This window comes from Pseudomonas sp. LAIL14HWK12:I1 (assembly GCF_003202095.1).
In the GTDB taxonomy this organism is placed as follows: domain Bacteria; phylum Pseudomonadota; class Gammaproteobacteria; order Pseudomonadales; family Pseudomonadaceae; genus Aquipseudomonas; species Aquipseudomonas monteilii.
The window spans coordinates 185,485-208,102 of sequence record NZ_QJKG01000004.1; the positions used below are offsets into that span (position 1 = coordinate 185,485).

The window sequence follows — 22,618 nt, forward strand, 5'->3', positions numbered from 1 at the left end:
ATAGCCTGACCCCTCCTGCCACACCCGATACGCCATCATGAAACCACTGCTTTACATCACCCCCCTGCGCGCCTTGTTGTTCGGCCTCACCCTTGCCCTGTTCGAGCTGCTGACCTACCTGGCCAGCGACGCGGTCATGCCGGCCATGCCGGTGGTGGTGGGCGACCTGAACGCCAGCCCCGAATACATCCCCCATGCCCTTAACCTGTACCTGCTGGGGGGCGTGGTGCTGCAATGGCTGATCGGCCCGCTGGCCGACCGTTATGGCCGGCGCCCGCTGTTGCTGGCTGGCTGCGCGTTCTTCGGCCTGGCCTGCCTGGCCACGTTCTGGGTCCACGACATCGGCCTGTTCAACCTGCTGCGCCTGTTGCAGGGCATTGGCCTGGGCTTCGTGGTCACGGTCAGCTACCCGGCCTTGAATGAAGCGTTCAGCGAAGCTGATGCGGTGCGCATGATGGCCCTGCTGGCCAACATCGCCTTGCTGTCGCCGTTGCTCGGGCCGCTGGTGGGCACCTTGCTGCTGCAGTGGCTGGATTGGCGCTGGCTGTTCGTGGCCTTTGCCATCGGCGCGGTGCTGGCTTGGGTGCTGTTGTACCGGTTGATGCCGGAAACGCTGGGCGTGGAGCGCCGTGACGGTTCACGCCTGGCGTTTACACCGATTCATCTGTTGCCACTGCTGGCAGGCTACGGCCAGTTACTGAGCAATCGCCGCTTCGTTGCCGGCAGCGCTGCCCTGGGCCTGGTTGGTTTGCCACTGATCGGCTGGATCGGCCTGTCGCCGGTGCTGCTGATTCACGATGAGGGGCTTAGCACCCTGGAGTATGCCCTGTGGCAACTCCCGGTATTTGGCGGGCTCATCCTGGGCAACCTGATCATCAACCGCATCGCCGACCGCTACCCGCTGCCGGCCCTGGTGCGTGGTGCACTGTGGCCCTACCTGGCCGGCCTGAGCCTGATGGTGCTGGCGACCTGGTACTGGCCGAGCGTGACCAGCGTAGTGGCGGGCATGTCGCTGTACGCACTGGGGTTGGGTGTAGCCAACGCAGTGCTGTACCGCATGACGCTGTTCTCCAGCGAACAGAGCAAGGGCCTGGTGTCGGCCATGCTGGGGATGATCACCATTGCCTTGCTGGGCTTGGGCGGGGCAGTGCTGGCGATGATTGGCGCCGGGGCCAGCTTGTTGCACTTTGCCTTGGCGGCGGGTGTGGCGGGGGCACTGGCGCTGTGGCCGCTGTGGTTTGTCGTGGGCGGGCGGCCTGGGGAAGGGGCTGTGGCTCAGTAATCCCTAGTCCCTGGTCTGGCCTTTTCGTGAGCAAGCTCGCTCCTCCAGGATCACCATAGTCCTTGTAGGAGCGAGCTTGCTCGCGATGAGGCCATTACAGGTTGTAGCAGTCTCTCAGGGCCGCTCGGCCGCTGATCCTTCCTCTGCCACCGGCGTTCCCCGTCCAGCCTCCTGCCGCCACTGCAGGGCGATCAGGATCAGCGTAGGCACACCCAGCAAAGCGGTAATCAGGAAGAAGTCGTGGTAGCCGAACTTCTCCACCATCACCCCTGAATACCCGCCGATCAACCTTGGCAACAACAGCATGATCGAGCTGAGCAGCGCGTACTGGGTCGCCGAGAACTTCAGGTTGGTCAGGCTCGACAGGTAGGCAACGAAGGCCGAGGTGGCCATGCCGGAGCTGAAGTTGTCCAGCGAGATGGTCACCACCAGCATTTCCAGGTTCGGGCCCATGTCGGCCAGCATCAGGAACAGGATGTTGGTGCCGGCCGAAGCTACGCCGCCGATGAACAGGATCGGCATGATGCCAAAGCGCACGATCAGCAGCCCGCCAACCCCGGCGCCGACCAAGGTCATGATCAGGCCGAAGATCTTGCTGACGCTGGCGATCTGGTCCTTGGTGAAGCCCATGTCGATGTAGAACACGTTGGCCATCACACCCATCACCGTGTCCGACATGCGATAGGTGGCGATCAGGCCGAGCAGCAGCAGCGCCTGCCAGCGGTAGCGGGTGATGAAGTCGTTGACTGGCGTCAGCACCGGGGCCAGGCCGCGACGGCCAAGGCTCGACAAGCACGCCCAGGTCAGCAGTACGTAGAGGATCAGGCGCAGGAACGCGCGGTCTTCCAGCAGCAGGTCAAGCGGTGTGGCATCACCGGAAATGACGCTGGACCAGCCGGTATTGAACATCTGGGTGAAGCTGGCCGGTACCGACACCAGCAGGATGATCAGCACGAACACCGAGGCCATCTGGTGCACCAAGCCGTAGCGCGCTGCCGACAGCTGGGTGCGCAAGGGCACCGGCGGTTCGCGCATCACCAGGGTCGTGAACAGGGCGGGCAGCATCATGACCCCGAACATCACATAGGTGCCGGCCCAGGCCTTGTGCAGGTAGCTGAAACCGGTGGAGCCGAACCACTCGGCAAAGAACAGGGCGCCGGCCGTGGCGAGCAGGGCGGCCACCCGGTAGCCAGCCATGTAACTGGCAGCCAGCGCGGCCTGGCGTTGATCGTCAGCGATTTCCAGGCGGTAGGCGTCGACAGCAATGTCCTGGGTCGCCGATGCGAAAGCCACCAGCACGGCCATGGCGATCAGCCACGACAGGTGCTGTTGCGGGTCGCACAGGCTCATGCCGACCAGGCCGATGACCACGAGCGCTTGCGACAACAGCAGCCACGAACGACGCCGACCCAGGCCACCCAACAGGGGCAGGCGCCATTGGTCGAGCAGCGGCGACCACACCCACTTGAAGGCGTAGGCCAGGCCGATCAGGCTGGCGTAGCCGATGGTCTCGCGGGCAACACCGGCTTCACGCAACCACACGGACAGGGTGGAGAACACCAGCATGTAGGGCAGACCGGCGGCAAAGCCGAGCAGCAAAAGTACCAAGGTTGACGGGCTGGCATAGGCAGCAAGCGCAGCGCGCCAGGTTTTACGGGGCATGGGCCAACATCTGCCTCAAGTTTGCGAAAACAAAGCGCGCACTCTAACCGCTGTGCTCCATTGGGCGCCAGCCATGGCGCGTCATATCCACCCGATTGTTGGTTACATTCACACCTTCCGCGCGTAAACGCGCCCGCTGTTCATCACCCGACGGGGTACCCAATGGCAGGCTCAGCCGGCCACCTGCGCCGAGCACCCGGTGCCAGGGCAGGCGGGTCTCCGCAGGCAGCTGCCCGAGGGTGCGCCCGACCCAACGCGCGGCACGGCCAAGGCCCGCCAGCTCGGCCAGTTGGCCATAGCTCACCACCTTGCCGGAAGGCACCTGGCCCAGTACTGAATATAGCGCCGTTCGTCGGCCCTCGGCGGATTCGAGCGCAGCCTCATATCCATCAGACATCACGCCCCCCTTGGGCTGTAGATGAAACCGGACAGGTGGTCCGGCAAATGAGAGTTGAACTCAACGGCATACGCTCGGTCTGTCCTTGCTCTGGTTGTCGGTATCTGGATAATGCCCGGCTTTTTTCGTCAAATCGAACCCGTAGTCCGCTTATGTATTCTAGATCCCTGTTGTGCTTGCTAGCTGCTTCCTTGTGCGCCGCCCCGGTATTCGCCGACACCGTGTGGATGAAGAACGGTGACCGGCTCAGCGGCAAGATCAAAGTGTTCGACGGCGGCAAGCTGCTGCTGGAAACCCCCTATGGCGGGTCCATCGCGCTGGACTGGAAAGAGGTCCAGACCCTGGAGAGTGACCAGGAGATGCTGGTCAAGCAGGACGCCTACACCGGGGAAAAGGCCAAGTCGCTGAAAGCGGCCGAGCCTGGCAAAGTCACTTTGGCCAATGGCGAAGCGCCCAAGACCGTGGAGCTGGCCAGCATCGAGCAGATCATGAAGCCCAGGCCGCTGGTCGAAGACTTCGTGTGGAAGGGCAACGTGGACGTGGCCCTGGACTACAAGCGCGCCGAGAACGACACCGACGATTACGACGTTGGCTTCAAGACCACCGCCCGTCATGGCCGCTGGCGGCACAACGCCGAAGGTGAGTACAACCGCGAAACCAAGGACGACGTCACCACCACCGACAACTGGAGCGCCGAGTACGCGCTGGACCGCTTCATGACCGAGAAGTGGTTCTGGCAAGGGCGTGCGGAGTACAAGCGTGACCGCATCGAAGACCTGGCCCGCCAGCGCACGATCGGTACCGGCCCGGGTTACCAGTTCTGGGACGACGAGCTGGGCGCATTCTCGCTGGGTTCGTTGATCAACCGTACCGACTTCGAATACCAGGACGGCGCCAAGGACAACTTCTACTCAGCGGCGGTGAAGTGGGACTACACCCGCTACCTGATCGGCAAGAACGTGCAACTGTTCACCAACGGCGAGTTTGCCAAGCCGCTGGGGGGCGTGGCCGATTACTCGCTGGATGCCGAGGTTGGCTTGCGCTACAAAGTTACCGAGTGGGCCTCGCTCAACCTCAAGGCGGAGAAGGACATCATCACCGGCACGCGCGACAGTGACCTGGACAAGACCCGCTATACCGCAGGCTTCGGCGTGACCTGGTAGGTTTTTGGGGGCCGCAAAGCGGCCCCATTGGCACTGGAACTGATAATGCTTATCTTGTCCCTATCCAGTCCGCTGCCAGGAGCCATCCCCAAGTGAGTACCAACGCCCTCCGCCCCGCCCGGGAACTGCTGCTCAAGGAATACCGCGGCGTGCTCTCGACCCATTCCAAGTCGATGCCCGGTTTCCCTTTCGGCTCGGTCGTGCCGTACTGCCTGGACGCCCACGGCAATCCATTGATCCTCATCAGCCGCATCGCCCAACACACCCACAACCTGCAGAAAGACCCCAAGTGCTCGCTACTGGTGGGGGAGCGCGAGGCCGAAGATGTGCAGGCCGTGGGGCGCCTGACCGTGATGGCCGAGGCGCACAAGCTGGTCGACGCAGCGGCTGTCGAGGCGGCTGCCGAACGCTACTACCGGTATTTCCCGGACGCTGCCAACTATCACAAGGCTCACGATTTCGACTTCTGGGTCTTGCAGCCAGTGCGCCATCGCTACATTGGCGGTTTTGGCGCGATCCACTGGCTCGACCAGGTAACCTTGGCCAACCCGTTCGCCGGCAAGGCCGAGGCGAGCATGGTCGAGCACATGAACAGCGATCACGCCAATGCCATCGCCCACTACGTGGAGCTAACCGACCTGCCACGCCATACCCCTGCGCAGATGGTAGGGGTAGACAGCGAAGGCATGCACTTGCGCATTGGCCAGGCAGTGCACTGGTTGCCGTTCCCAAGTACTTGCAACACGCCGACACAAGTCCGCGAGGCCCTTGTTTTGCTGGCGCGCGCCGACCAGTGGCCGGTTGCGACAGACGTTGTGGGTTGAAAAACCGAGCACACGCATCCATTTGTAGGTCTTACAGGAAGGTTGTCTTCCAACGAGGATTGCTTTGATGCGTGCTTTTCTACTGTTGCTTCTGCTGTTTCCCGTGCTGGAGCTGTTCGTCTTCGTGAAGGTCAGCGCGGCCATCGGGTTCTTCCCGGCGCTGCTGCTGATCATCGCTGGCTCCGCCCTGGGTGTGCTGGTGATGCGCGTGGCCGGCCTGGCCACCGCACTGCGCGCCCGTGAAAGCCTGCAGCGTGGCGAGCTGCCCGCCGAGGACATGTTCCAGGGCATGATGCTGGCCGTCGGTGGCGGCCTGCTGCTGTTGCCAGGCTTCATCAGCGACGTGCTGGGCCTGCTGTGCCTGTTGCCGTTCACCCGCCATTTGGCCGCGCGCAAGATGCGCGAGCGTGCCGAAGCCCAGGCGATGCGCCAGCGTGCGTTTCAGGACGACCCGTTCCAGACGCAGCCGCGTGAGGGGGGGCACCGCCCGAACGTGATTGAAGGCGAGTACGAGCGCCGAGACAAGTAAACCCCCGGGGCCGCACACGCGGCCCCGGTGTTTTTCAGCCTCAAGAAATTTTTTGTTTATCAAGCCTTGTAATTGATTATGGCGGCCTCATGTATGTGGTCACCGCAAGGTTTCTGGTGGCAACGCCAGACATGACTCAGGTGGTTCGCCCAATGCGGGCCACCTCCCGGCAACGCCGGACAGCATCAACCCGCCGGTGTCGACACCGGCCGATGAAAACCACAAATTGGGAGAGATCGACAATGAAGCTTCGTCCTCTGCATGACCGCGTCGTTATCCGTCGCAGCGAAGAAGAATCGAAAACCGCTGGCGGTATCGTCCTGCCGGGTTCGGCCGCTGAAAAACCAAACCGCGGCGAAGTCGTTGCCGTCGGCACCGGTCGCATCCTGGACAACGGCGAAGTTCGCGCGCTGGCCGTGAAAGTGGGTGACAAAGTAGTTTTCGGCCCTTACTCGGGCAGCAACACCGTGAAAGTCGATGGCGAAGACCTGCTGGTCATGGCCGAGAACGAAATCCTCGCCGTTGTCGAAGGCTGATTTCCCCGACTTCCCGTTACTCCAAAGAATTCCAAGGATTAAACGATCATGGCTGCTAAAGACGTAAAATTCGGCGATTCCGCTCGTAAGAAAATGCTGGTTGGTGTCAACGTTCTGGCTGACGCGGTAAAAGCGACCCTGGGCCCGAAAGGCCGTAACGTGGTATTGGCCAAGAGCTTCGGCGCCCCAACCATCACCAAGGACGGCGTTTCCGTCGCCAAAGAAATCGAGCTGAAAGACGCTTTCGAAAACATGGGCGCCCAGCTGGTCAAGGAAGTTGCTTCCAAGGCTAACGATGCTGCCGGTGACGGCACCACCACCGCTACCGTTCTGGCTCAGGCCATCGTCAACGAAGGCCTGAAAGCCGTCGCTGCCGGCATGAACCCGATGGACCTGAAGCGCGGTATCGACAAGGCCACTGCTGCCGTCGTTGCCGAGCTGAAGAACCTGTCCAAGCCATGCGCCGACTCCAAGGCCATCGCCCAGGTGGGTACCATCTCCGCCAACTCCGACAACTCCATCGGTGAAATCATCGCCGAAGCCATGGAAAAGGTCGGTAAAGAAGGCGTGATCACCGTTGAAGAAGGCTCGGGCCTGGAAAACGAACTGTCCGTCGTAGAAGGCATGCAGTTCGACCGTGGCTACCTGTCGCCATACTTCGTCAACAAGCCGGACACCATGGTTGCCGAGCTGGAAGGCCCGCTGCTGCTGCTGGTCGACAAGAAGATCTCCAACATCCGTGAGCTGCTGCCAGTTCTGGAAGCCGTTGCCAAGGCCGGCCGCCCACTGCTGATCGTTGCCGAAGACGTTGAAGGCGAAGCGCTGGCTACCCTGGTAGTCAACAACATGCGCGGCATCGTCAAGGTTGCTGCGGTCAAGGCCCCAGGCTTTGGCGACCGTCGCAAGGCCATGCTGCAGGACATCGCTGTCCTGACTGGCGGCCAGGTCATTTCCGAAGAAATCGGCCTGTCCCTGGAAACCGCTACCCTGGAGCACCTGGGTAACGCCAAGCGCGTGATCCTGTCCAAGGAAAACACCACCATCATCGACGGCGCTGGCGCCGACACCGAGATCGAAGCACGCGTCAAGCAGATCCGTGCCCAGATCGAAGAAACCTCGTCGGACTACGACCGTGAGAAGCTGCAAGAGCGTCTGGCCAAGCTGGCTGGCGGTGTTGCCGTGATCAAGGTCGGTGCTGGCACCGAAGTTGAAATGAAAGAGAAGAAAGCCCGCGTTGAAGACGCCCTGCACGCTACCCGTGCAGCCGTTGAAGAAGGCGTGGTGCCTGGCGGTGGTGTTGCCCTGGTTCGCGCCCTGGCGGCCATTGCCGACCTGAAAGGCGACAACGAAGACCAGAACGTCGGTATCGCCCTGCTGCGTCGTGCTGTTGAATCCCCGCTGCGCCAGATCACTGCCAACGCCGGCGACGAGCCAAGCGTTGTGGCCGACAAGGTCAAGCAAGGTTCGGGCAACTTCGGCTACAACGCTGCTACCGGCGAATACGGCGACATGATCGAGATGGGTATCCTGGACCCAGCCAAGGTCACCCGTTCGGCCCTGCAAGCTGCTGCTTCGATCGGCGGTCTGATGATCACCACCGAAGCCATGGTTGCCGACCTGCCAGAAGACAAGCCAGCTGCTGGCATGCCTGACATGGGCGGCATGGGTGGCATGGGCGGCATGATGTAAGCCAGCCTTACCCCTGCACCATGAAAAAGCCCCGGTTCGCGAGAACCGGGGCTTTTCTTTTTCCTGTTGGGCCCATTGGGGCCGCAAAGCGGCTCCAATGTCAGGCGACGCTACGTTCGACAGCTGGCGCTTCCACCGCCCCACGCCGATACAGAACCAGGTAATACGATCCCAACCCGATCAACCAGCAGAACACCGCCGTCCACACGTTATGCGACAGAAAGTGCGCCCCCTGCATCATCCTCCCTACGCCGAGTACCGAACCGGCCAGTAACGCCACCACAAATGCCGCCCGCGCCAACCGTGGTTTGCGATCACGCAGCATGAAGAACAGGCCGAACAGGCAGAATCCGGTCGCCGCATGCCCACCCGGCCAGCACAGGCCAGGCTTGTCGGTAGCAGGCCGCGGCTCCAGCAACTTGCTGTAGGTTTCCGTGCCGCCAAACTGGGTCAGGCTCCACGGGCACTGTACCTGTGTCACCTTCTTCAACGGCGTGACAAACGCCGTGGACAGGCCCAGTGCCAGCACCAGGCAGCCCAGCTCGCGGCGCCAGCCGAACAGGCGCTTCCAGAAGAAACTGGCAGCAAAGGTGAGCAGCGAGATCACCCCCAGCAAGATGACCACCTGCTTGACCCGGTCGTGCAGGATGTTTTCCAGCCAATAGCTGTGGCGGCCGATGAACTGCCCGGCAGCGGGGTCGAAAAACAGGTTGGCCAGGTCCATGTCGACTGACGTCAGCTCCAGCAGAATCAAGGCCAGCGCGGTCGCCAAGGGGATGCCCAGATACAGCCAGAAATTGATCGGGCGAGGGCGGGTTCGTTGCTGCATGGTGGCTCCAGGGCACGAAAAAGATCGGGCATTGTCGGCTGCCCGCTATCCTGTGTCCGTGAAGGATCAGTGAAAAAACCGTCAAGTGGGGTGAATTTTCCTCGGGGCTGGCACCGTGCAAGCATAGGCCGTAAGCTGCGCCTGCCGCGCGCCACTGCGAGAAGCGCCGCACAGGAGAAACCGATGCGCATTCTTTTGGTTGAAGACAACCGCGATATTCTGGCCAACCTGGCCGACTACCTGGGCATGAAGGGCTATACCGTCGACTGCGCCCAGGATGGCCTGTCCGGCCTGCACCTGGCCGCCACCGAACACTACGACCTGATCGTGCTCGACATCATGCTGCCCGGCATCGATGGCTACACCCTGTGCAAGCGCCTGCGCGAAGACGCCCGCCGCGACACACCGGTGATCATGCTCACCGCCCGCGACCAGCTGGATGACCGCTTGCAAGGCTTCCGCTCCGGCGCCGACGACTACCTGCTCAAACCGTTCGCCCTGTCTGAGCTGGCGGCGCGCATCGAAGCAGTGCTGCGCCGCGCCCAGGGCGGAGGACGCCGCACCTTGCAGGTGGCCGACCTCAGTTACGACCTCGACACCCTGGAAGTTACCCGGCAGGGCCGCCTGCTCAAGCTCAATCCGGTGGGCCTCAAGCTGTTGGCCGTGCTGATGCAGAAAAGCCCGCACGTACTGCGCCGCGAAGTACTGGAAGAAGCCCTGTGGGGCGACGATTGCCCCGACAGCGACAGCCTGCGCAGCCATGTACACCAGCTGCGCCAGGTGATCGACAAGCCGTTCGAAAAACCCTTGCTGCATACCGTCCATGGCGTCGGCTATCGCCTCGCCGAGGGCCGCGATGGAGTTTAAGCAAAGCCTTGCCCAGCGCATCATCATCGCCTTTGCCCTGATGAGCGCGCTGGTGGCCGGGGCGTTCGCCTTCGGCATCGTCGCCACCGTGCACCTGGTTGAAGAACGGCTGATTTCCTCTGTGCTGGGAGGCGACCTGCAGCGCCTGCTGCGCATGGACAGCGTCAGCGACTGGAGCCACCGGCCGCGCCCCGACCAGCTGTTCTACTTCAGTGGCGGGCGTGACGACTTCGAACTGCCCAAGGACTTGCGCCACCTTGACCGTGGTTTCCACGAAGTATTCCGCGACCAGCTGTCGTACCACGCCATGGTCGAGATCGTCGATGGCCGCCGTTACGTGCTGTTGCAGGACCAGAGCGACTTCGAAGAACGCGAGCGCGTGCTGTTCGCGGTGGTGGTGGTGGGCTTCGTACTCAGCCTGGTACTGGCGGTGATCCTCGGCTGGCTGGTGGCGCGCCGGGTAATGGCACCGGTGATCCGCCTGGCGCGCCAGGTGCGTCATCGCGATCAACTGCTGGGCCTGGCCCCGCCACTGGCACCGGACTACGCGGCGGACGAGGTCGGCCAGCTGGCAGTGGCCTTCGACGATACCCTGGGCCGTTTACGCGATGCGCTGACCCGTGAACGGCTGTTCACCAGTGACGTCAGCCATGAGTTGCGCACACCGTTGATGGTGCTGGCCACCTCCTGCGAGCTGCTGATGGAGAACCCCAACCTCGACGCCCGCGCGCGTAGCCAGGTAGAGCGCGTGGCGCGTGCCACGGAAGAGATGCGCGAACTGGTCAAGACCTTCCTCATGCTGGCCCGGGCCCAACGAGACGAAGGCGCGGTGGCGTCGCGGGCGACCTTGCGCGAAGTGGCCGACGAACTTATCGGTGTGTGGCGCGATACCATCGAGCAGAAGGGCCTGACCCTGTATTTCGATGGCCGCGTCAGCGCCAGCCCGGTGCTGTACAACGCTACCTTCCTGCAGTCGGTGATGGGTAACCTGTTGCGCAATGCTGCCCACTACACCGACAGCGGCTACATCCGGCTGAGCCTGGAGGCCAACGGTTTCAGTGTGGAGGACAGTGGCGTGGGCATCCCCGAAGAGCAGCGTGAGGCGATGTTCAAGCCGTTCGTTCGTGGTGACGAGCGGCGTGGCGAAGGCTTGGGCCTGGGTCTATCGCTGGTGCAACGAATTTGCGACGACCAAGGCTGGCATGTCACCCTCACATCGACCCTGCCGCACGGTTGCCGCTTCCAGGTGGACCTGAGCAACACCAAGGCCCAAGGCGGCCCGGACGCCATGGCCGAGTAATCTGTTGAAACAGGTTAAAGGGCGCGCAACGTTTTTTTCACATTGGCATAACCTGATTCCAACGCTTGCTTACCTAAGGTGAGCGGCACTGGAGTCAGGAGATGCCCAATGCGTAGCCCCATCAAGCTTGAATTTTCCGAGAAGTACGACAAAGACCACGCCCGCGAGTACTTTCTCAAGCACCAGGATGGCCTGGCGCGTCGCCTTTCCCACAAGCGAGATGAGCAGCTGGCGCGTCGCGCCCTGGCATTGGCCGGCGAGCCCGGCCTGGTACTGGACCTGCCTTGCGGTGCCGGCCGTTTCTGGCCACTGCTGGCAGAAAAGCCCAACCGGGTGATCATTGGTGCCGACAACTCCGAAGCGATGATCGAGACAGCCTGTGCCGCGCAACCGCCAGAAGTGGTGGCGCGGGTACGCCCTTTGCAAACTTCAGCGTTCGCCATTGACCTGCCGGATAATTCGGTGGACAGCATCTTCTGCATGCGCCTGTTCCACCACATTGGCGAATCGGCGCACAGAAAGACCATACTTTCGGAATTTCAAAGGGTTAGCCGTGATAGTGTGATTCTGTCGTTGTGGGTCGACGGCAACTTCAAGGCCTGGCGCCGGAAAAAACTGGAGCAACGCCGCAGTGCCAAGGCCGAGCAGGACAATTACCAGAACCGTTTCGTGTTACCAGCCGAAACGGTCGAAGAAGAATTCAGGGCCGCCGGCTTCAGAATCCAGGAACGCCTCGACTTCCTGCCGTTCTATGCCATGTGGCGGGTCTACGTATTGCGTAAGGGGTAGTGTTTGATGGCTGTAGCCCAGAAAGGGGAGTCGCGTTTCGATTTTTACTGGCGCCAGCAGGGCGAGTGGGTCGAGGAGCCTAACCAGCGCCGCGGCGGCGAGAGTGGCGTGCAACGCCTCAATGATGCCAATGGCAAGCTGCTGTATGCCAAGCGCCAGGTTGGGCATATCTATCGCAGCCTTATGCACCCTTTTGGGCGACCAACCGTATTGCGTGAACTCGATGCACTGAACAGCTTCGAGCAACTGGGCGTTCGCGTCCCGCGCATCGTCTTTTGTGGTGCCGAGCGCGATGCCGACCACCAATGGCGTGCGCTGCTGGTGAGCGAAGCGCTGGACGGATTTGTCGAACTCGACACCTGGCATGCCGAAGGTGCCCGTGAGCGTTACCCGCAGGTGGTGCATCAGCGCATGCTCAAGGACCTGGCGGACAACCTGGCGCGCATGCACCTGGGGCACTGGCAGCACGGCTGCCTGTATGGCAAGCACGTATTCATCAAGGTGATCGGCGAAGGCGAGCAAGCGCGGGTCGAAGTCGCACTGCTGGATCTGGAAAAGTGCCGGCGGCGCATCAGCTGCCAGCGTGCGGCAGGCAACGACCTGCGCCAGCTGCGCCGCCATTCGTCGATCAATGACGCCGAATGGCAAACGCTGCTCTACTTTTACAAGATGGCGTTTGGCAGCGCTGTCAAAGGGTTAGAGTAATGAAACTAGAAATAGCTCGAGCTTTGTTCCTGGTAGCTGGCCTGGCGGTGACCACCGTGGCGGTGGCTGCCTGGGAAGAGCCGAGGCCGACTGTGTTCAGCAAGGCTGAGATGGCCGACCAGTGCGCACTGCCGCGGGAAGCGAAACCGCAGCAGGCACAGGTCGCGCCGGATCAGGACCTGTTGCTGTTCCTGTTCGGCCTGCGTCAAGGGTTGCGGCCATTTGGTTGAACCCTGCGTTAGCTAGAAAAGCCAGAGGCCTCGCGATTGCGGGGCCTCTGGCATTTTTGTGTCTGCTTTGCTGGCCTCTTCGCGGGCTCGCCCGCTCCCACAGGTACTGCACCAGTCTCAGTAGCGGTGCCGTCCCTGTGGGAGCGGGCGAGCCCGCGAAGAGGCCGGATCAGGCTACAGCAGGCTGCTTGGCCACCGCCTTGTGTGCCAGCAAGGTATAGATACAAGGCAGCACAAACAGGGTAAACAGCGTGCCAATCGACATCCCGGTGGCAATCACCGTACCGATGTCAAAACGGCTCACCGCCCCCGCACCGGTCGCCAGAATCAGCGGCACCATGCCGAACACCATCGCCGCCGTGGTCATGAGCACTGGCCGCAGTCGAATGGCCGCCGCTTCCTCGATGGCCTCACGCACGCTCAAGCCGCGCTCCGCACGTAACTGGTTGGCGAATTCGACGATCAGGATGCCGTGCTTGCTGATCAGCCCGATCAAGGTCACCAGCCCGACCTGGGTGTAGATGTTCATGCTCGAAATACCCAGGAACAGCGGCAGCAGCGCCCCGCAGATCGACAACGGCACCGTTACCAGAATCACCAGCGGGTCGCGGAAACTCTCGAACTGTGCAGCCAACACCAGGAAGATAATTGCCAGCGCCAGGCCAAAGGTGACCCACAGTGCGCTGCCTTCCTGCACGTACTGGCGTGCCACGCCGGCATAGTCGAAGGCGAAGCCTTCCGGGGCCTCTTCGCGGGCGATGTCCTGCACGGTTTTCAGCGCTTCGCCCAGGCTGACCATGGGCACGCCCTGGATGATCGCCGAGTTCAGCTGCTGGAACTGGTTGAGCTGGCGCGGGCGGGCGCGGTCGGTGAGGGTGATCAGGGTCGACAGCGGCAGCATCTGACCCTGGTCATTCTTCACGTAGTAGTTGTTCAGCCAGCCGGGGTTGTCGCGGTACGGCCGTTCGACCTGGGCAATCACCTTGTAGCTGCGGCCTTCGAGGGTGAAGCGGTTGATTTCCGCCTCGCCCAGCAGGGTGGCCAGGGTGCCGCCGAGGGTGTCCATCGATACCCCCATCTGCGCGGCCTTGGCCCTGTCGATGTCCACCACCACTTCGGGCTTGTCGAAGGCCAGGTCGATGTCGAGGAACGCGAACTTGCCGGATGCCTGCGCGCGGGCCTTGATGCGCTGCGCTACGTCCAGCAGTGCCGGGTAGTCGCCAGCGGTGTTGATCACGAACTGGAACGGCAGGCCCTCGCCGGTGCCGGGCAGGGAGGGCAGGTTGAAGCCGAAGATCTGCAAGCCGCCGATTTCCTCAAGTTTGGCCTGCACCAGCGGCAACAGCTCCATCTGCGTGCGCTCGCGTTCGTTCCAGGGTTTGAGCAGGAAGCCGCCGATGCCGGTCTGCACGCCGTTGAACCCGTTGATCTGGAACGATGAGTAGTACTCGGGGAAGGTCTTGAACAAGGGGGTAAATTCGTCGGTGTAGGCGTTGAGGTAATCGAGGTTGGCCGGCTGCGGCGAGCTGCTCATCATGAAAATTACCCCCTGGTCCTCGTTGGGGGCGAGTTCGTTCTGGGTGAACGTGAGCAGCACCGGTATCAGGCACAGGATGATCACGGCAAACACCAGCACCACCGGGCGGCTGTCGAGGGTGGCATGCAGCAAGCGCTGGTAGCGCACCTTCAGGCGTTCGAACAGCACGTCCAGGCGGTGGGCCAGGCCACTGGGATTCTGCTCTTGGCGAAGCAGCAGAGCGCACATCATCGGCGACAGGGTGAGGGCGACGATGCCAGAGATGATGACCGCCCCGGCCAAGGTCAGGGCGAACTCCTTGAACAAGGCCCCGGTAAGCCCGGTGAGGAAGCCGATCGGTGCATACACGGCAGCCAGGGTGATGGTCATCGACACCACCGGCAGGGCGATTTCGCGGGCGCCCTCAAGGGCCGCATCGAATGGCGATTTGCCTTCTTCCATGTGCCGGTGGATGTTTTCCACCACGACAATGGCGTCGTCCACCACCAGGCCGATGGCCAGCACCATGGCCAGCAGGGTCAGCAGGTTGAGCGAGTAACCCATCATCTGCATGAAGAACAGCACGCCGATCATCGACAGCGGAATGGTCACCACCGGGATCAGCACCGAGCGCAAGGCACCGAGGAACAGGAACACCACCACGATGACGATCAGCACCGCCTCGCCAAGGGTCTTGATCACTTCGTCGATCGAGGCCTGGATGAACAGCGTGGCGTCGTAGGCAATCGACACTTTCAACGCCGAAGGTAACTGGCTCTCCAGCTCGGGCATGATGCGTCGCACTTCCTTGATCACGTCCAGCGGGTTGGCAGCGGGGGTGGCCTTGATACCGATGTACACCGACGGGGTGCCGTCGAACGAGCTGACCGTGTCGTAGTTTTCCGCACCCATCTCGACCCGCGCCACATCGCCCAGCAGCACGCGGCTGTCGCCGTTGGTCTTGACCGGCAGGGCGGCGAACGCCTCGGCCGACTTCAACTCGGTGCTGGCGTTGATGCTGGTGACCACGTATTCGCCCTTTACCTCGCCGGCAGCGGAGAGGAAGTTGTAGCGGCGCACGGCGTTGGTCACATCGGTGGCCGACAGACCGAAACCGGCCAGTTTCACCGGGTCCAGCCACAGGCGCATGGCAAACACCTGGTTGCCGAGGATCTCCGCTTCGGCCATGCCCGGCAGGGTGGCCAGCTTGGGCTGGATGACCCGCGACAGGTAGTCGGTGATCTGCGGGTTGCTCATCTCCTTGCTGTAGAAACTGACGTACATCAGCGCCGAGGCGTCGGCGGCTTCCTTGCTGAGTACCGGGTCTTCGGAGTCCTGCGGCAGTTTGTTGCGCACTTCGTTGGCCTTGGCCAGCAGCTCGGTGAACAACCGGTCGCTGTCGGCGCCGATGCGCGCGTAGATGGAAATGATCGAGAAGTTCTGCCGGCTCACCGAGGTCATGTAGTCGATACCTTCGGCACTGGCCAGGCTCTGCTGCAACGGCTGGGTGATGTAGCCCTGGATGGTTTCGGCGTTGGCCCCGGGGTAGGCGGTGGTCACCGTGATCAGGGCGTTTTCCATTTGTGGGTACTGGCGGATCTGCAGTTTGTTCCAGGCCTGGAAACCCAGCAGCAGGATCAGCAGGCTGACCACACTGGCCAGCACCGGGCGGCGGATGAACGGGTCGGTGAACGCCATGCCTGCCTCCTCAGTCCTTGCCCGGCGCGCCCTGTTGGGGCTTGAGGGCTTTGTCCTGGCCGATGCGGATCGCGGCGCCCGGGGTGAGCTTGAGTTGCCCGGCGGTAACCACCTGCTCCCCGGCTTGCAGGCCCTTGCTGACCACCACCACGCCGTCGCGGCGCTCGCCGGTCTGGACGGTGCGTTGTTCAGCGACTAGCTGGGGTTGGCCCTTGTCGTCGTTTTCCAGCTTGCCGTCCTTGTCCTTCTTCGGCGTGGCGACGTAAACCGAGTTGCCATACAGGGTGTAGGTAATGGCGCTTTCCGGCACCACCACTTGTGGCTGTGGGTTAGGCAGCAGCACCAACAGGCTGGCGAACATGCCCGGCAGCAGTTTGCCGTCGGGGTTGGCCAGGGTGGCGCGCACCAGCAGGTTGCGCGTGGTTTCCTCGACCTTGGGGTTGATGGCGCTGAGGCTGGCGGGGAAGGTCTGGCCGGGGTAGGCGGCTACCTGCACCAGCACCTGCTGGCCCAGGCTCAACTGCGGCAGGGCCTGTTCCGGTACGTTGAAGTCGACGTACAGGCTGGATGTGTCCTGCAGGGTGGCAATCACCGTGCCGGCGGCCAGGTACTGGCCGATGTCCACCTGGCGGATGCCGATGGTGCCGCTGAACGGGGCGTTGATGCTTTTTTTGATCTTCTGCGCCTTGAGTTGCTCGACCACCGCCTGGTTGCGGCGGTACTGAGTGGTGAGGCGGTCGAACTCGCCGCGCGAGATGGCCGAGTCGCCGACCAGCTGGCTGCCGCGGCCGAAATCGACCTTGGCCAGGCCCAGGTCGGCCTGGGCGGTGCCAAGCAGAGCGGTTTCCTGGTCATCGTTGAGTTGCAGCAGTAACTGGCCGGCTTTGACCTGCTGCCCCGAGTCGAAGTGCAGGGCTTTGACGATGCCTTCAACCTCCAGGCTCAGGTCCACACCCTGCAGTGCCTTGAGACTGCCCACGGCGGGCAGGCGCGCTTGCCACTGGCGCTGTTCGGCCAAGGCTGCCGCAACGGTGATGGGCGGCTTGGGGGCAGTGAACACCTGGATCTGCTGGTAGATCGAGAACGCCTTGTAGCCCCCCAGGGCCAGCACGATCAGCAGAACCACGGCCAACATGATGAGCATGCGGCGGCGTAGCATAAGTCCGGTTCCTTGGATTTGGTTGTTATTCGTTTAGACACGACAACGGGCGATCCTGCCCACGTGTGGATGGGGGAAGTATTGACTGTTTTTGGTTTGAGGGGGAGTGAAATGCCTGTACCGGCCCTTTCGCGGCTAAAGCCGCTCCTACAGAGAGCGCGTAGTCATCGGATCGCGCGGTCAGTGTAGGAGCGGCTTTAGCCGCGAAGAGGCCGGTCCAGGCAACAGAGAAATCAGACGAGATGCAGGTGGTTGTCCCAGAAACCGGACGGCAGGTTCATCGGCTGCCCGACCAGCTCGGCCTTGGTGCAATCATAGAACCGGCAACGGCCTTGCCCGGAAGTAACGACAAAACCATCCTTCACCGCGCCAACCCCCGCGCAATCGGGCATCGGTGCATCCAGCCGCACCGCACCCGTGTCCAGGTCCCAGACAAACAACCGGTTGGCCCGTGGCGCAGTCAGGGCCACCAGCCGCAGCTCGCTGTGGATCGCAACACTGGCGGTGTACTGGGCCATGGCCTGCAACTGCCGCTCCGGCACCGGGAAGGCCTTGAACGGCTCGCCCGGGCGCTTGATCGCCAACAGCTCGGCCGTTTCATCGGCATCACCCATGAACTGCTGGCAGGCGGCGATGGTGCCATCGCTGCCCACTGCCAGGTGACGCACGCTGTTCATCTGCTGGGCCAGGGTTTCCTTGCTCAGCAAGGTGCCGTCGCGCTGCATCAGCACAAGGCTCGGTTCCATGGCATTGAGGTTCATCTCCACCCGGCTTTCGGCTTCGGTACGAATGCCGCCGTTGGCCACGATCAGCGTCTCGCCGTCGGGCAGCCAGGCAACCTCGTGCGGGCCGATACCGTGGGTCGGGATTTCACCGGTGTGAACCAGGCGTTCGCCTTCAAAACGGTACACGCCCAGCACGCCACGCCCAGGGTCGGTAGTGTCGTTCTCGGTGGCATACAGCCATTCACCCCCTTTGTGCACCACGGCGTGGCCATAGAAGTGCCGGTTCGGCTGCGAGGTCACGGTTTGCAGCAGGCGCCCGTCGCGCAAATCGACCAGGTAGCTTTCGGTCCCGGGGCGGCGGGCGACGAACAGTGCGATCGGCTGCTCGGGGTGGTGGATGATGGCGTGGCAACGCTGGGCGACCTGGGTGCTGAACACCTGGGTGCCGTCCAGGCGAAAACCCACGGCATAGTGCTTGCCGTCGCCATCGTCACGCGCCGAAAGCAGCAGGGGTTCGCTGCCTTTGTTGCGGAACAGGCTCCAGCCGCCCAGGGTCAGGGCACTGAGCAAAACGCTACCGAGTTTGAGGGCCTGGCGTCGCAGCATGATCAGTCACCGTCGTTGGCATTGAAGCCCAGCTGAATGTTCAACGCCTTGGCCAGGTCGCCTTCGTGCAGGCGATGGACAGCGTTGAGGCTGTCGTAGATCTGGTTCAGGGTTTGCTGGCCAGCGTCGTCGGCCAGCAGCTCGCCCAGCGACTTCTGGTTGTCGGCCAGCAGTTTGAGCGAGGTAGCGTAGGCGGCGTCGATCTTGTCCGCCAGCGCTTTCTGATCGCTGGACAGCAAACCGCGCAGGCCCTGGTTGTCGACCCCGACCCAGACGGTTTCGGCCGCCTTGAGGGTGGCTTCCAGGCTCTTCAGCGAGGAGTGGCTGCGCCAGGCTTCGGCCTGCAACGGCTGCGGGATGCCCTTGCTCTGGCGGCCCATCGGCGCGCCCAGCTTCTTCTTCAGGGTATCCAGGGCGGTGACCTGGGAGCGCAGCAGGTCGGCGATCGCCTCGTGGGAGTCGGCGTAGCGCTGGTTGGGGAACTTGGTCATCTGCGACAGCATGCCGTCGGTGCTGTTCCAGCTCTTGAGGATATCCTCGGCCAGGACCTTCTGGTGTTCACCAATGGCCACCAGCAGCGGGCAGTAGCGTGCTTTCTGCTCGGCAGTGGCAATATCCGGCTTGCTGTCGAACAGGATGTACTCGTAGGCCGACAGGCCGCGTACCACCACGCTGGCCTTGCCCAGGGAAGCGACGTCTACCGGCTTGTCGCCGTTGACCAGCTGCTCGACCTGGCGGCCGACCAGGTTCTTCTTGTCGGGCCAGAACTGTACTTGCCAGGCGCGGTTGCCTTCGGCCAGCGGGCCGACCAGCAGCGGTTGCAGCTCGGCCCAGGCCTTTTGCGCCTTGAGGAAGTCGGCACGGGCCTTTTCCAGGTCTTCCTTGCCTTCGCAGTAGGCCAGGGCGCTGGCGGCCAGCGTGCGGTCGGCTTCGACCCAGCGGCTGTAAGTGGGCAGGATGACCTGCTTGGCGATGGCAGCGGAGGTGACGGCTTGCGGGTCCTGCGGCGAGCAGGCGCCGAGGGCGAGTGCAGCGAGGCTGGTGAACAACAGTTTGGGTCGGAACATGCCCGGCTCCTTTGCGCGTTTTAAAGTGAATTCAGGAACGCCAGCAGCGCAGTGCGTTGCTCGGCATTGAACGTGAGTACGAAGTTGCGTGCCGCCTCGGCTTCGCCCCCATGCCAGAGCACGGCTTCCAGCAGGTCACGGGCGCGGCCGTCGTGCAGGAACTGGCTGTGGCCGCTGACCGTTTCGCTCAGGCCGATGCCCCACAGTGGCGGGGTACGCCAGTCCTGGCCGTTGGCGGCGAACTCGGTGCGCTCATCGGCCAGGCCTGGGCCCATGTCGTGTAGCAGCAGGTCGCTGTAGGGGCGGATGACCTGGTTGGCCAACTCTGGCTCGGCAGCATCGGCAGCGGTGGTGAACTGCGGTGTATGGCAACCCTGGCAGCCGGCCTGGTAGAACAGGTTCTTGCCTGCCAGCACCTGCGGCGAGCCGACGTCGCGGCGGGCCGGCACCGCCAGGTTGCGGGTGTAGAAGGTGACCAGGCGCAGGATATTGTCGCTGACTTCCTTTTCGCCATTGGCGCCGTCGCCATTGGGCGCGGCGAGGCAATCGGTTTGTGCCGGGGTGCAATCGTCTTTGGGCTGCAGGGTGCTGGTCAGGCCCATGTCGCCGGCAAAGGCGTGCACGTTCTGCTGGTTGACGTTGGGCTGCCCGGCTTTCCAGCCGAAGCGGCCGACCACGGTCTTGCCCAGGGCGTCGTCCCACACGCGGTTGGCCCGCCCGCGGATGCCGTCGCGGTTGTGGTCATCGGGGTCTTCGTTGGCCAGCAAGTCGGCTTCGGGGATGGCTTCGAGCAGGCCCAGGCCGATCATTGGCGGCGCCACCCGCGCCGAAAAGCGCGTGTCGGGGTGCATGACGCCGTAGCCGAGCTGGCTGATCTGCAGGGTCGGCTTGCGCAGTTCGACCTGATGGCCGTCCTTGAACGACACGGTTTCGCGGGTGTAGCTCACCCGTACCTTGCCTTCGGGGGCCACACCGGGGATGGCCATGTCCTGCAGCTGAGTGCCGTACACCGGCTCAGGCACCACGCCCAGGCGCTCGATGACCTTGGCCAGATAGGGCTGGTCGGGGATCGACAGGCGCACCAACATGCCCACCGCGTTGCTATTGCCCGGCTCTGGCGGGTGGCCGCGGCCATCGCGCACATGGCAGTTCTGGCAGGCGTTGGTGTTGAACAGCGGGCCCAAGCCGTCGCGGGCGGTGGTGGTGGAAGGGGCGATCACCCAGGGGTTGCGGAAGAAACTGTTGCCCACGGCGAAGTCCACGCGACCTTCGGCTGCGAGGTTGGCCGAGGGCAGGGAATAGGCGTTGCGGTCAGTCCGCTGCACGGTTGCCTTGCCGCCCGACAATGCTTCGCCGGGTTCGGCCTGGGTGAAACGCGGGGCGTCGTCACAGGCAGAGAGGGCGAGGACCAGCATCAGCGGGGAGAGTCGGGACAGCGACGAGGACATGCAAAATCCTGGGCGTGGACGAAAAACCGGCGTGCAAGCTTAGCAAAGTGGGGGTGTTTGAATAAGAGCAATTTGCAATTGCTGGATGAAATTGGTGTCAGAGGGCCATAAGCAAAAAAGGCGACCCGAAGGACGCCTCTTTTCAGAACCGCTACCGCAAGATCAGAATTCGTGATCTGCAGTGTCCGGGTTCAGGTTGGCAATACCCAGCTTGCCAGCCGCCTGCTCGATTGCACCGGTCTGCTTGACCAGTGCGGCGATCGCGTCACGCACGATCTGGTTGCCGGCAGCGTTGTCGGCCGCGATCAGCTGGTCGTAGTGCTCGCCTTTGAGGGCGTGGTCGACCATTACCTGGATCTTGGCTTCGGTGGCTTCCAGGTCGGCCTTGAGGGTGGCGTCGGCGGCCGGGTCGACCTTGGCTACCAGCGACGACAGGCTTGGGCCGGTCACCTTGGTACCGTCCGGGCGGGTGTACTCGCCCAGGTAGACGTTGCGGATACCCTTGGCGTCGTAGAAGTGCGAGTAGTGGGTGTTGTCGCTGAAGCAGTCCTGCTCGTCTTCCGGCGAGTTGGCTTCCAGCGAAACCTTCATGCGCTCGCCCGCCAGTTCGCCCAGCGACAGGCTGCCCATGCCGAACAGCATCTTGCGCAGGCCGTCGTTGACAGGCTCCGCTTCCAGCTTGGCGCGGTAGTTGTCGGCGACGTTCGGCGCCCAGTTGCCGACCATTTCTTCAAGGTCGGTAACCAGCAGCTGGGTAACGGCTTTCAGGTAGGCACGGCGGCGCTCGTTGTGGCCACCGGTGGCGCCCTGGCCTTCCAGGTAGTCGGATGCCGGGCGGTTGCCAGCGCCTGGGCCGGTGCCGTTCAGGTCCTGGCCCCAGAGCAGGAATTCGATGGCGTGATAGCCCGTGGCAACGTTGGCCTCGGAGCCGGCCAGTTCGTTCAGGCTGGCCAGTTTCTCTGGGGTAATGTCCTTGACGTCGACCTTCTCCTCGCCAACCTGGATCTCGGTGTTGGCGATGATGTTGGCGCCGGCGGCCGGGTTGCCCAGGGCATGCTCGTAGCTCTTGTCGACATAGTCGATCAGGCCTTCGTCCAGGGGCCAGGCGTTCACCTGGCCTTCCCAGTCGTCGATGATGGTGTTGCCGAAGCGGAAGGCTTCGGATTGCAGGTACGGAACGCGCGCGGCGAACCAGGCTTGCTTGGCGGCTTTCAGGGTTTCGTCGTTGGGCTTGGCCAGGAACGCGTCCACTGCAGTCTGCAGGGTTTTGGCGGTGCTCAGCGAGTCGCTGTACACAGCATGAACCATTTCGGCGTAATGCTTGACCACGGCTTTGCCGGCGGCTTCGTCGACAGCCCCGGGCGCGGCAGCGGTGGTGCTGGCGGCAGCAGGTGCCTGGGCTTGCGGCGCGGCGGCTTTGTCGTCCTTGCCTTCACCGCAGCCGGCGAGAGCGATGGCAATGGCCAGCAGACTGGCGGAGGCCAGAGGCATTCGAATCATTGTTGGTTTTCCTGCATCGTGTGGTTGGACCAAGGGGTGGACCGTGCGCCGTGGCACGCGAAACCGCAACATCATGCGAAAGATTTGCATTTGCTGT

At 62.8% G+C, this 22,618-nt stretch carries 20 protein-coding genes; 11 read left to right on the forward strand and 9 right to left on the reverse strand.

The genetic code is table 11. From position 1 onward, the window contains the following. Positions 1-37: 37 nt before the first annotated feature. Complete coding sequence (locus D906_RS12805) at positions 38-1,282, forward strand: MFS transporter (RefSeq protein ID WP_019098325.1); 1,245 nt, start codon at positions 38-40, stop codon at positions 1,280-1,282. 114 nt (positions 1,283-1,396) lie between these two features. Here the strand turns inward: D906_RS12805 and D906_RS12810 are convergent, their stop codons facing one another. Continuing rightward, positions 1,397-2,944, reverse strand: coding sequence for an AmpG family muropeptide MFS transporter (locus D906_RS12810; RefSeq protein WP_016713580.1), 1,548 nt, complete (start codon positions 2,942-2,944; stop codon positions 1,397-1,399). 43 nt (positions 2,945-2,987) lie between these two features. Next, the gene (locus D906_RS12815; protein WP_027615383.1) at positions 2,988-3,341 is read right to left on the reverse strand and encodes an MGMT family protein; all 354 of its coding nucleotides are present in this window, start codon (positions 3,339-3,341) and stop codon (positions 2,988-2,990) included. Between the two features lie 152 nt (positions 3,342-3,493). On the opposite strand from D906_RS12815, the gene D906_RS12820 reads away from it, so the two are divergent. The 5 genes from D906_RS12820 to groL all read left to right on the forward strand — a co-directional run bounded on the left by D906_RS12820 (position 3,494) and on the right by groL (position 8,082). Continuing rightward, positions 3,494-4,504, forward strand: coding sequence for a DUF481 domain-containing protein (locus tag D906_RS12820; protein WP_019098324.1), 1,011 nt, complete (start codon positions 3,494-3,496; stop codon positions 4,502-4,504). Between the two features lie 92 nt (positions 4,505-4,596). Further along, positions 4,597-5,328 (forward strand): HugZ family protein, encoded by a 732-nt coding sequence (locus tag D906_RS12825; RefSeq protein WP_019098323.1) that lies wholly within the window; start codon positions 4,597-4,599, stop codon positions 5,326-5,328. Between the two features lie 67 nt (positions 5,329-5,395). Next, positions 5,396-5,857, forward strand: coding sequence for an FxsA family protein (locus D906_RS12830; RefSeq protein ID WP_019098322.1), 462 nt, complete (start codon positions 5,396-5,398; stop codon positions 5,855-5,857). A gap of 242 nt (positions 5,858-6,099) precedes the next feature. Beyond that, complete coding sequence (locus D906_RS12835) at positions 6,100-6,393, forward strand: co-chaperone GroES (protein ID WP_016488938.1); 294 nt, start codon at positions 6,100-6,102, stop codon at positions 6,391-6,393. Positions 6,394-6,441: 48 nt separating this feature from the next. After that, positions 6,442-8,082, forward strand: coding sequence for a chaperonin GroEL (gene groL, locus D906_RS12840; RefSeq protein ID WP_016713585.1), 1,641 nt, complete (start codon positions 6,442-6,444; stop codon positions 8,080-8,082). 100 nt (positions 8,083-8,182) lie between these two features. On the opposite strand, the gene D906_RS12845 is transcribed toward groL, so the two are convergent. Continuing rightward, complete coding sequence (locus tag D906_RS12845) at positions 8,183-8,911, reverse strand: phosphatase PAP2 family protein (RefSeq protein WP_019098321.1); 729 nt, start codon at positions 8,909-8,911, stop codon at positions 8,183-8,185. Between the two features lie 183 nt (positions 8,912-9,094). Between D906_RS12845 and colR the strand changes: the two genes are divergently transcribed. From colR to D906_RS12870, 5 genes are all read left to right on the forward strand, one after another. Next, on the forward strand, positions 9,095-9,778 hold the full coding sequence (colR, locus tag D906_RS12850) for a two-component system response regulator ColR (RefSeq protein ID WP_003255215.1): 684 nt from the start codon (positions 9,095-9,097) through the stop codon (positions 9,776-9,778). Then, on the forward strand, positions 9,768-11,078 hold the full coding sequence (locus tag D906_RS12855) for a HAMP domain-containing sensor histidine kinase (RefSeq protein WP_019098320.1): 1,311 nt from the start codon (positions 9,768-9,770) through the stop codon (positions 11,076-11,078). The genes colR and D906_RS12855 overlap by 11 nt, the downstream gene beginning before the upstream one ends. A 108-nt stretch (positions 11,079-11,186) precedes the next feature. Continuing rightward, positions 11,187-11,867, forward strand: coding sequence for a class I SAM-dependent methyltransferase (locus D906_RS12860; RefSeq protein WP_019098319.1), 681 nt, complete (start codon positions 11,187-11,189; stop codon positions 11,865-11,867). A 6-nt stretch (positions 11,868-11,873) separates the two neighbouring features. After that, a complete protein-coding gene (locus tag D906_RS12865) occupies positions 11,874-12,572 on the forward strand; it encodes a lipopolysaccharide kinase InaA family protein (protein ID WP_019098318.1) in 699 nt (232 codons plus the stop codon). Beyond that, the gene (locus tag D906_RS12870) at positions 12,572-12,802 is read left to right on the forward strand and encodes a hypothetical protein (RefSeq protein ID WP_019098317.1); all 231 of its coding nucleotides are present in this window, start codon (positions 12,572-12,574) and stop codon (positions 12,800-12,802) included. The genes D906_RS12865 and D906_RS12870 overlap by 1 nt, the downstream gene beginning before the upstream one ends. Positions 12,803-12,971: 169 nt before the next feature. On the opposite strand, the gene D906_RS12880 is transcribed toward D906_RS12870, so the two are convergent. From D906_RS12880 to D906_RS12905, 6 genes are all read right to left on the reverse strand, one after another. Further along, positions 12,972-16,016: a multidrug efflux RND transporter permease subunit gene (locus D906_RS12880; RefSeq protein ID WP_027615384.1), complete on the reverse strand. Its 3,045-nt coding sequence runs from the start codon at positions 16,014-16,016 to the stop codon at positions 12,972-12,974. A 10-nt stretch (positions 16,017-16,026) separates the two neighbouring features. Beyond that, positions 16,027-17,175, reverse strand: a complete 1,149-nt coding sequence (locus tag D906_RS12885; RefSeq protein WP_027615385.1) for an efflux RND transporter periplasmic adaptor subunit — start codon at positions 17,173-17,175, stop codon at positions 16,027-16,029. 233 nt (positions 17,176-17,408) lie between these two features. Beyond that, entirely contained in the window at positions 17,409-18,506 is a 1,098-nt protein-coding gene (locus D906_RS12890; RefSeq protein ID WP_019099630.1) for a DUF1513 domain-containing protein, read from the reverse strand. 2 nt (positions 18,507-18,508) lie between these two features. After that, the gene (locus D906_RS12895; RefSeq protein ID WP_016713598.1) at positions 18,509-19,573 is read right to left on the reverse strand and encodes an imelysin family protein; all 1,065 of its coding nucleotides are present in this window, start codon (positions 19,571-19,573) and stop codon (positions 18,509-18,511) included. A 20-nt stretch (positions 19,574-19,593) separates the two neighbouring features. Continuing rightward, on the reverse strand, positions 19,594-21,021 hold the full coding sequence (locus D906_RS12900; protein WP_027615386.1) for a di-heme oxidoredictase family protein: 1,428 nt from the start codon (positions 21,019-21,021) through the stop codon (positions 19,594-19,596). Positions 21,022-21,183: 162 nt separating this feature from the next. Next, entirely contained in the window at positions 21,184-22,521 is a 1,338-nt protein-coding gene (locus D906_RS12905) for an imelysin family protein (RefSeq protein ID WP_019099628.1), read from the reverse strand. Positions 22,522-22,618: the final 97 nt, after the last annotated feature.

Coding starts and splice junctions, on each gene's coding strand:
- D906_RS12845 (WP_019098321.1), bottom strand. CDS start 8,911: ATGCAGCAACGAACCCGCCCTCGCCCGATCAATTTCTGGCTGTATCTG.
- groL (WP_016713585.1), top strand. CDS start 6,442: ATGGCTGCTAAAGACGTAAAATTCGGCGATTCCGCTCGTAAGAAAATG.
- D906_RS12805 (WP_019098325.1), top strand. CDS start 38: ATGAAACCACTGCTTTACATCACCCCCCTGCGCGCCTTGTTGTTCGGC.
- D906_RS12865 (WP_019098318.1), top strand. CDS start 11,874: ATGGCTGTAGCCCAGAAAGGGGAGTCGCGTTTCGATTTTTACTGGCGC.
- D906_RS12810 (WP_016713580.1), bottom strand. CDS start 2,944: ATGCCCCGTAAAACCTGGCGCGCTGCGCTTGCTGCCTATGCCAGCCCG.
- D906_RS12895 (WP_016713598.1), bottom strand. CDS start 19,573: ATGTTCCGACCCAAACTGTTGTTCACCAGCCTCGCTGCACTCGCCCTC.
- D906_RS12885 (WP_027615385.1), bottom strand. CDS start 17,175: ATGCTACGCCGCCGCATGCTCATCATGTTGGCCGTGGTTCTGCTGATC.
- D906_RS12860 (WP_019098319.1), top strand. CDS start 11,187: ATGCGTAGCCCCATCAAGCTTGAATTTTCCGAGAAGTACGACAAAGAC.
- D906_RS12815 (WP_027615383.1), bottom strand. CDS start 3,341: ATGTCTGATGGATATGAGGCTGCGCTCGAATCCGCCGAGGGCCGACGA.
- D906_RS12880 (WP_027615384.1), bottom strand. CDS start 16,016: ATGGCGTTCACCGACCCGTTCATCCGCCGCCCGGTGCTGGCCAGTGTG.
- D906_RS12870 (WP_019098317.1), top strand. CDS start 12,572: ATGAAACTAGAAATAGCTCGAGCTTTGTTCCTGGTAGCTGGCCTGGCG.
- D906_RS12830 (WP_019098322.1), top strand. CDS start 5,396: ATGCGTGCTTTTCTACTGTTGCTTCTGCTGTTTCCCGTGCTGGAGCTG.
- colR (WP_003255215.1), top strand. CDS start 9,095: ATGCGCATTCTTTTGGTTGAAGACAACCGCGATATTCTGGCCAACCTG.
- D906_RS12905 (WP_019099628.1), bottom strand. CDS start 22,521: ATGATTCGAATGCCTCTGGCCTCCGCCAGTCTGCTGGCCATTGCCATC.
- D906_RS12900 (WP_027615386.1), bottom strand. CDS start 21,021: ATGTCCTCGTCGCTGTCCCGACTCTCCCCGCTGATGCTGGTCCTCGCC.
- D906_RS12855 (WP_019098320.1), top strand. CDS start 9,768: ATGGAGTTTAAGCAAAGCCTTGCCCAGCGCATCATCATCGCCTTTGCC.
- D906_RS12890 (WP_019099630.1), bottom strand. CDS start 18,506: ATGCTGCGACGCCAGGCCCTCAAACTCGGTAGCGTTTTGCTCAGTGCC.
- D906_RS12835 (WP_016488938.1), top strand. CDS start 6,100: ATGAAGCTTCGTCCTCTGCATGACCGCGTCGTTATCCGTCGCAGCGAA.
- D906_RS12820 (WP_019098324.1), top strand. CDS start 3,494: ATGTATTCTAGATCCCTGTTGTGCTTGCTAGCTGCTTCCTTGTGCGCC.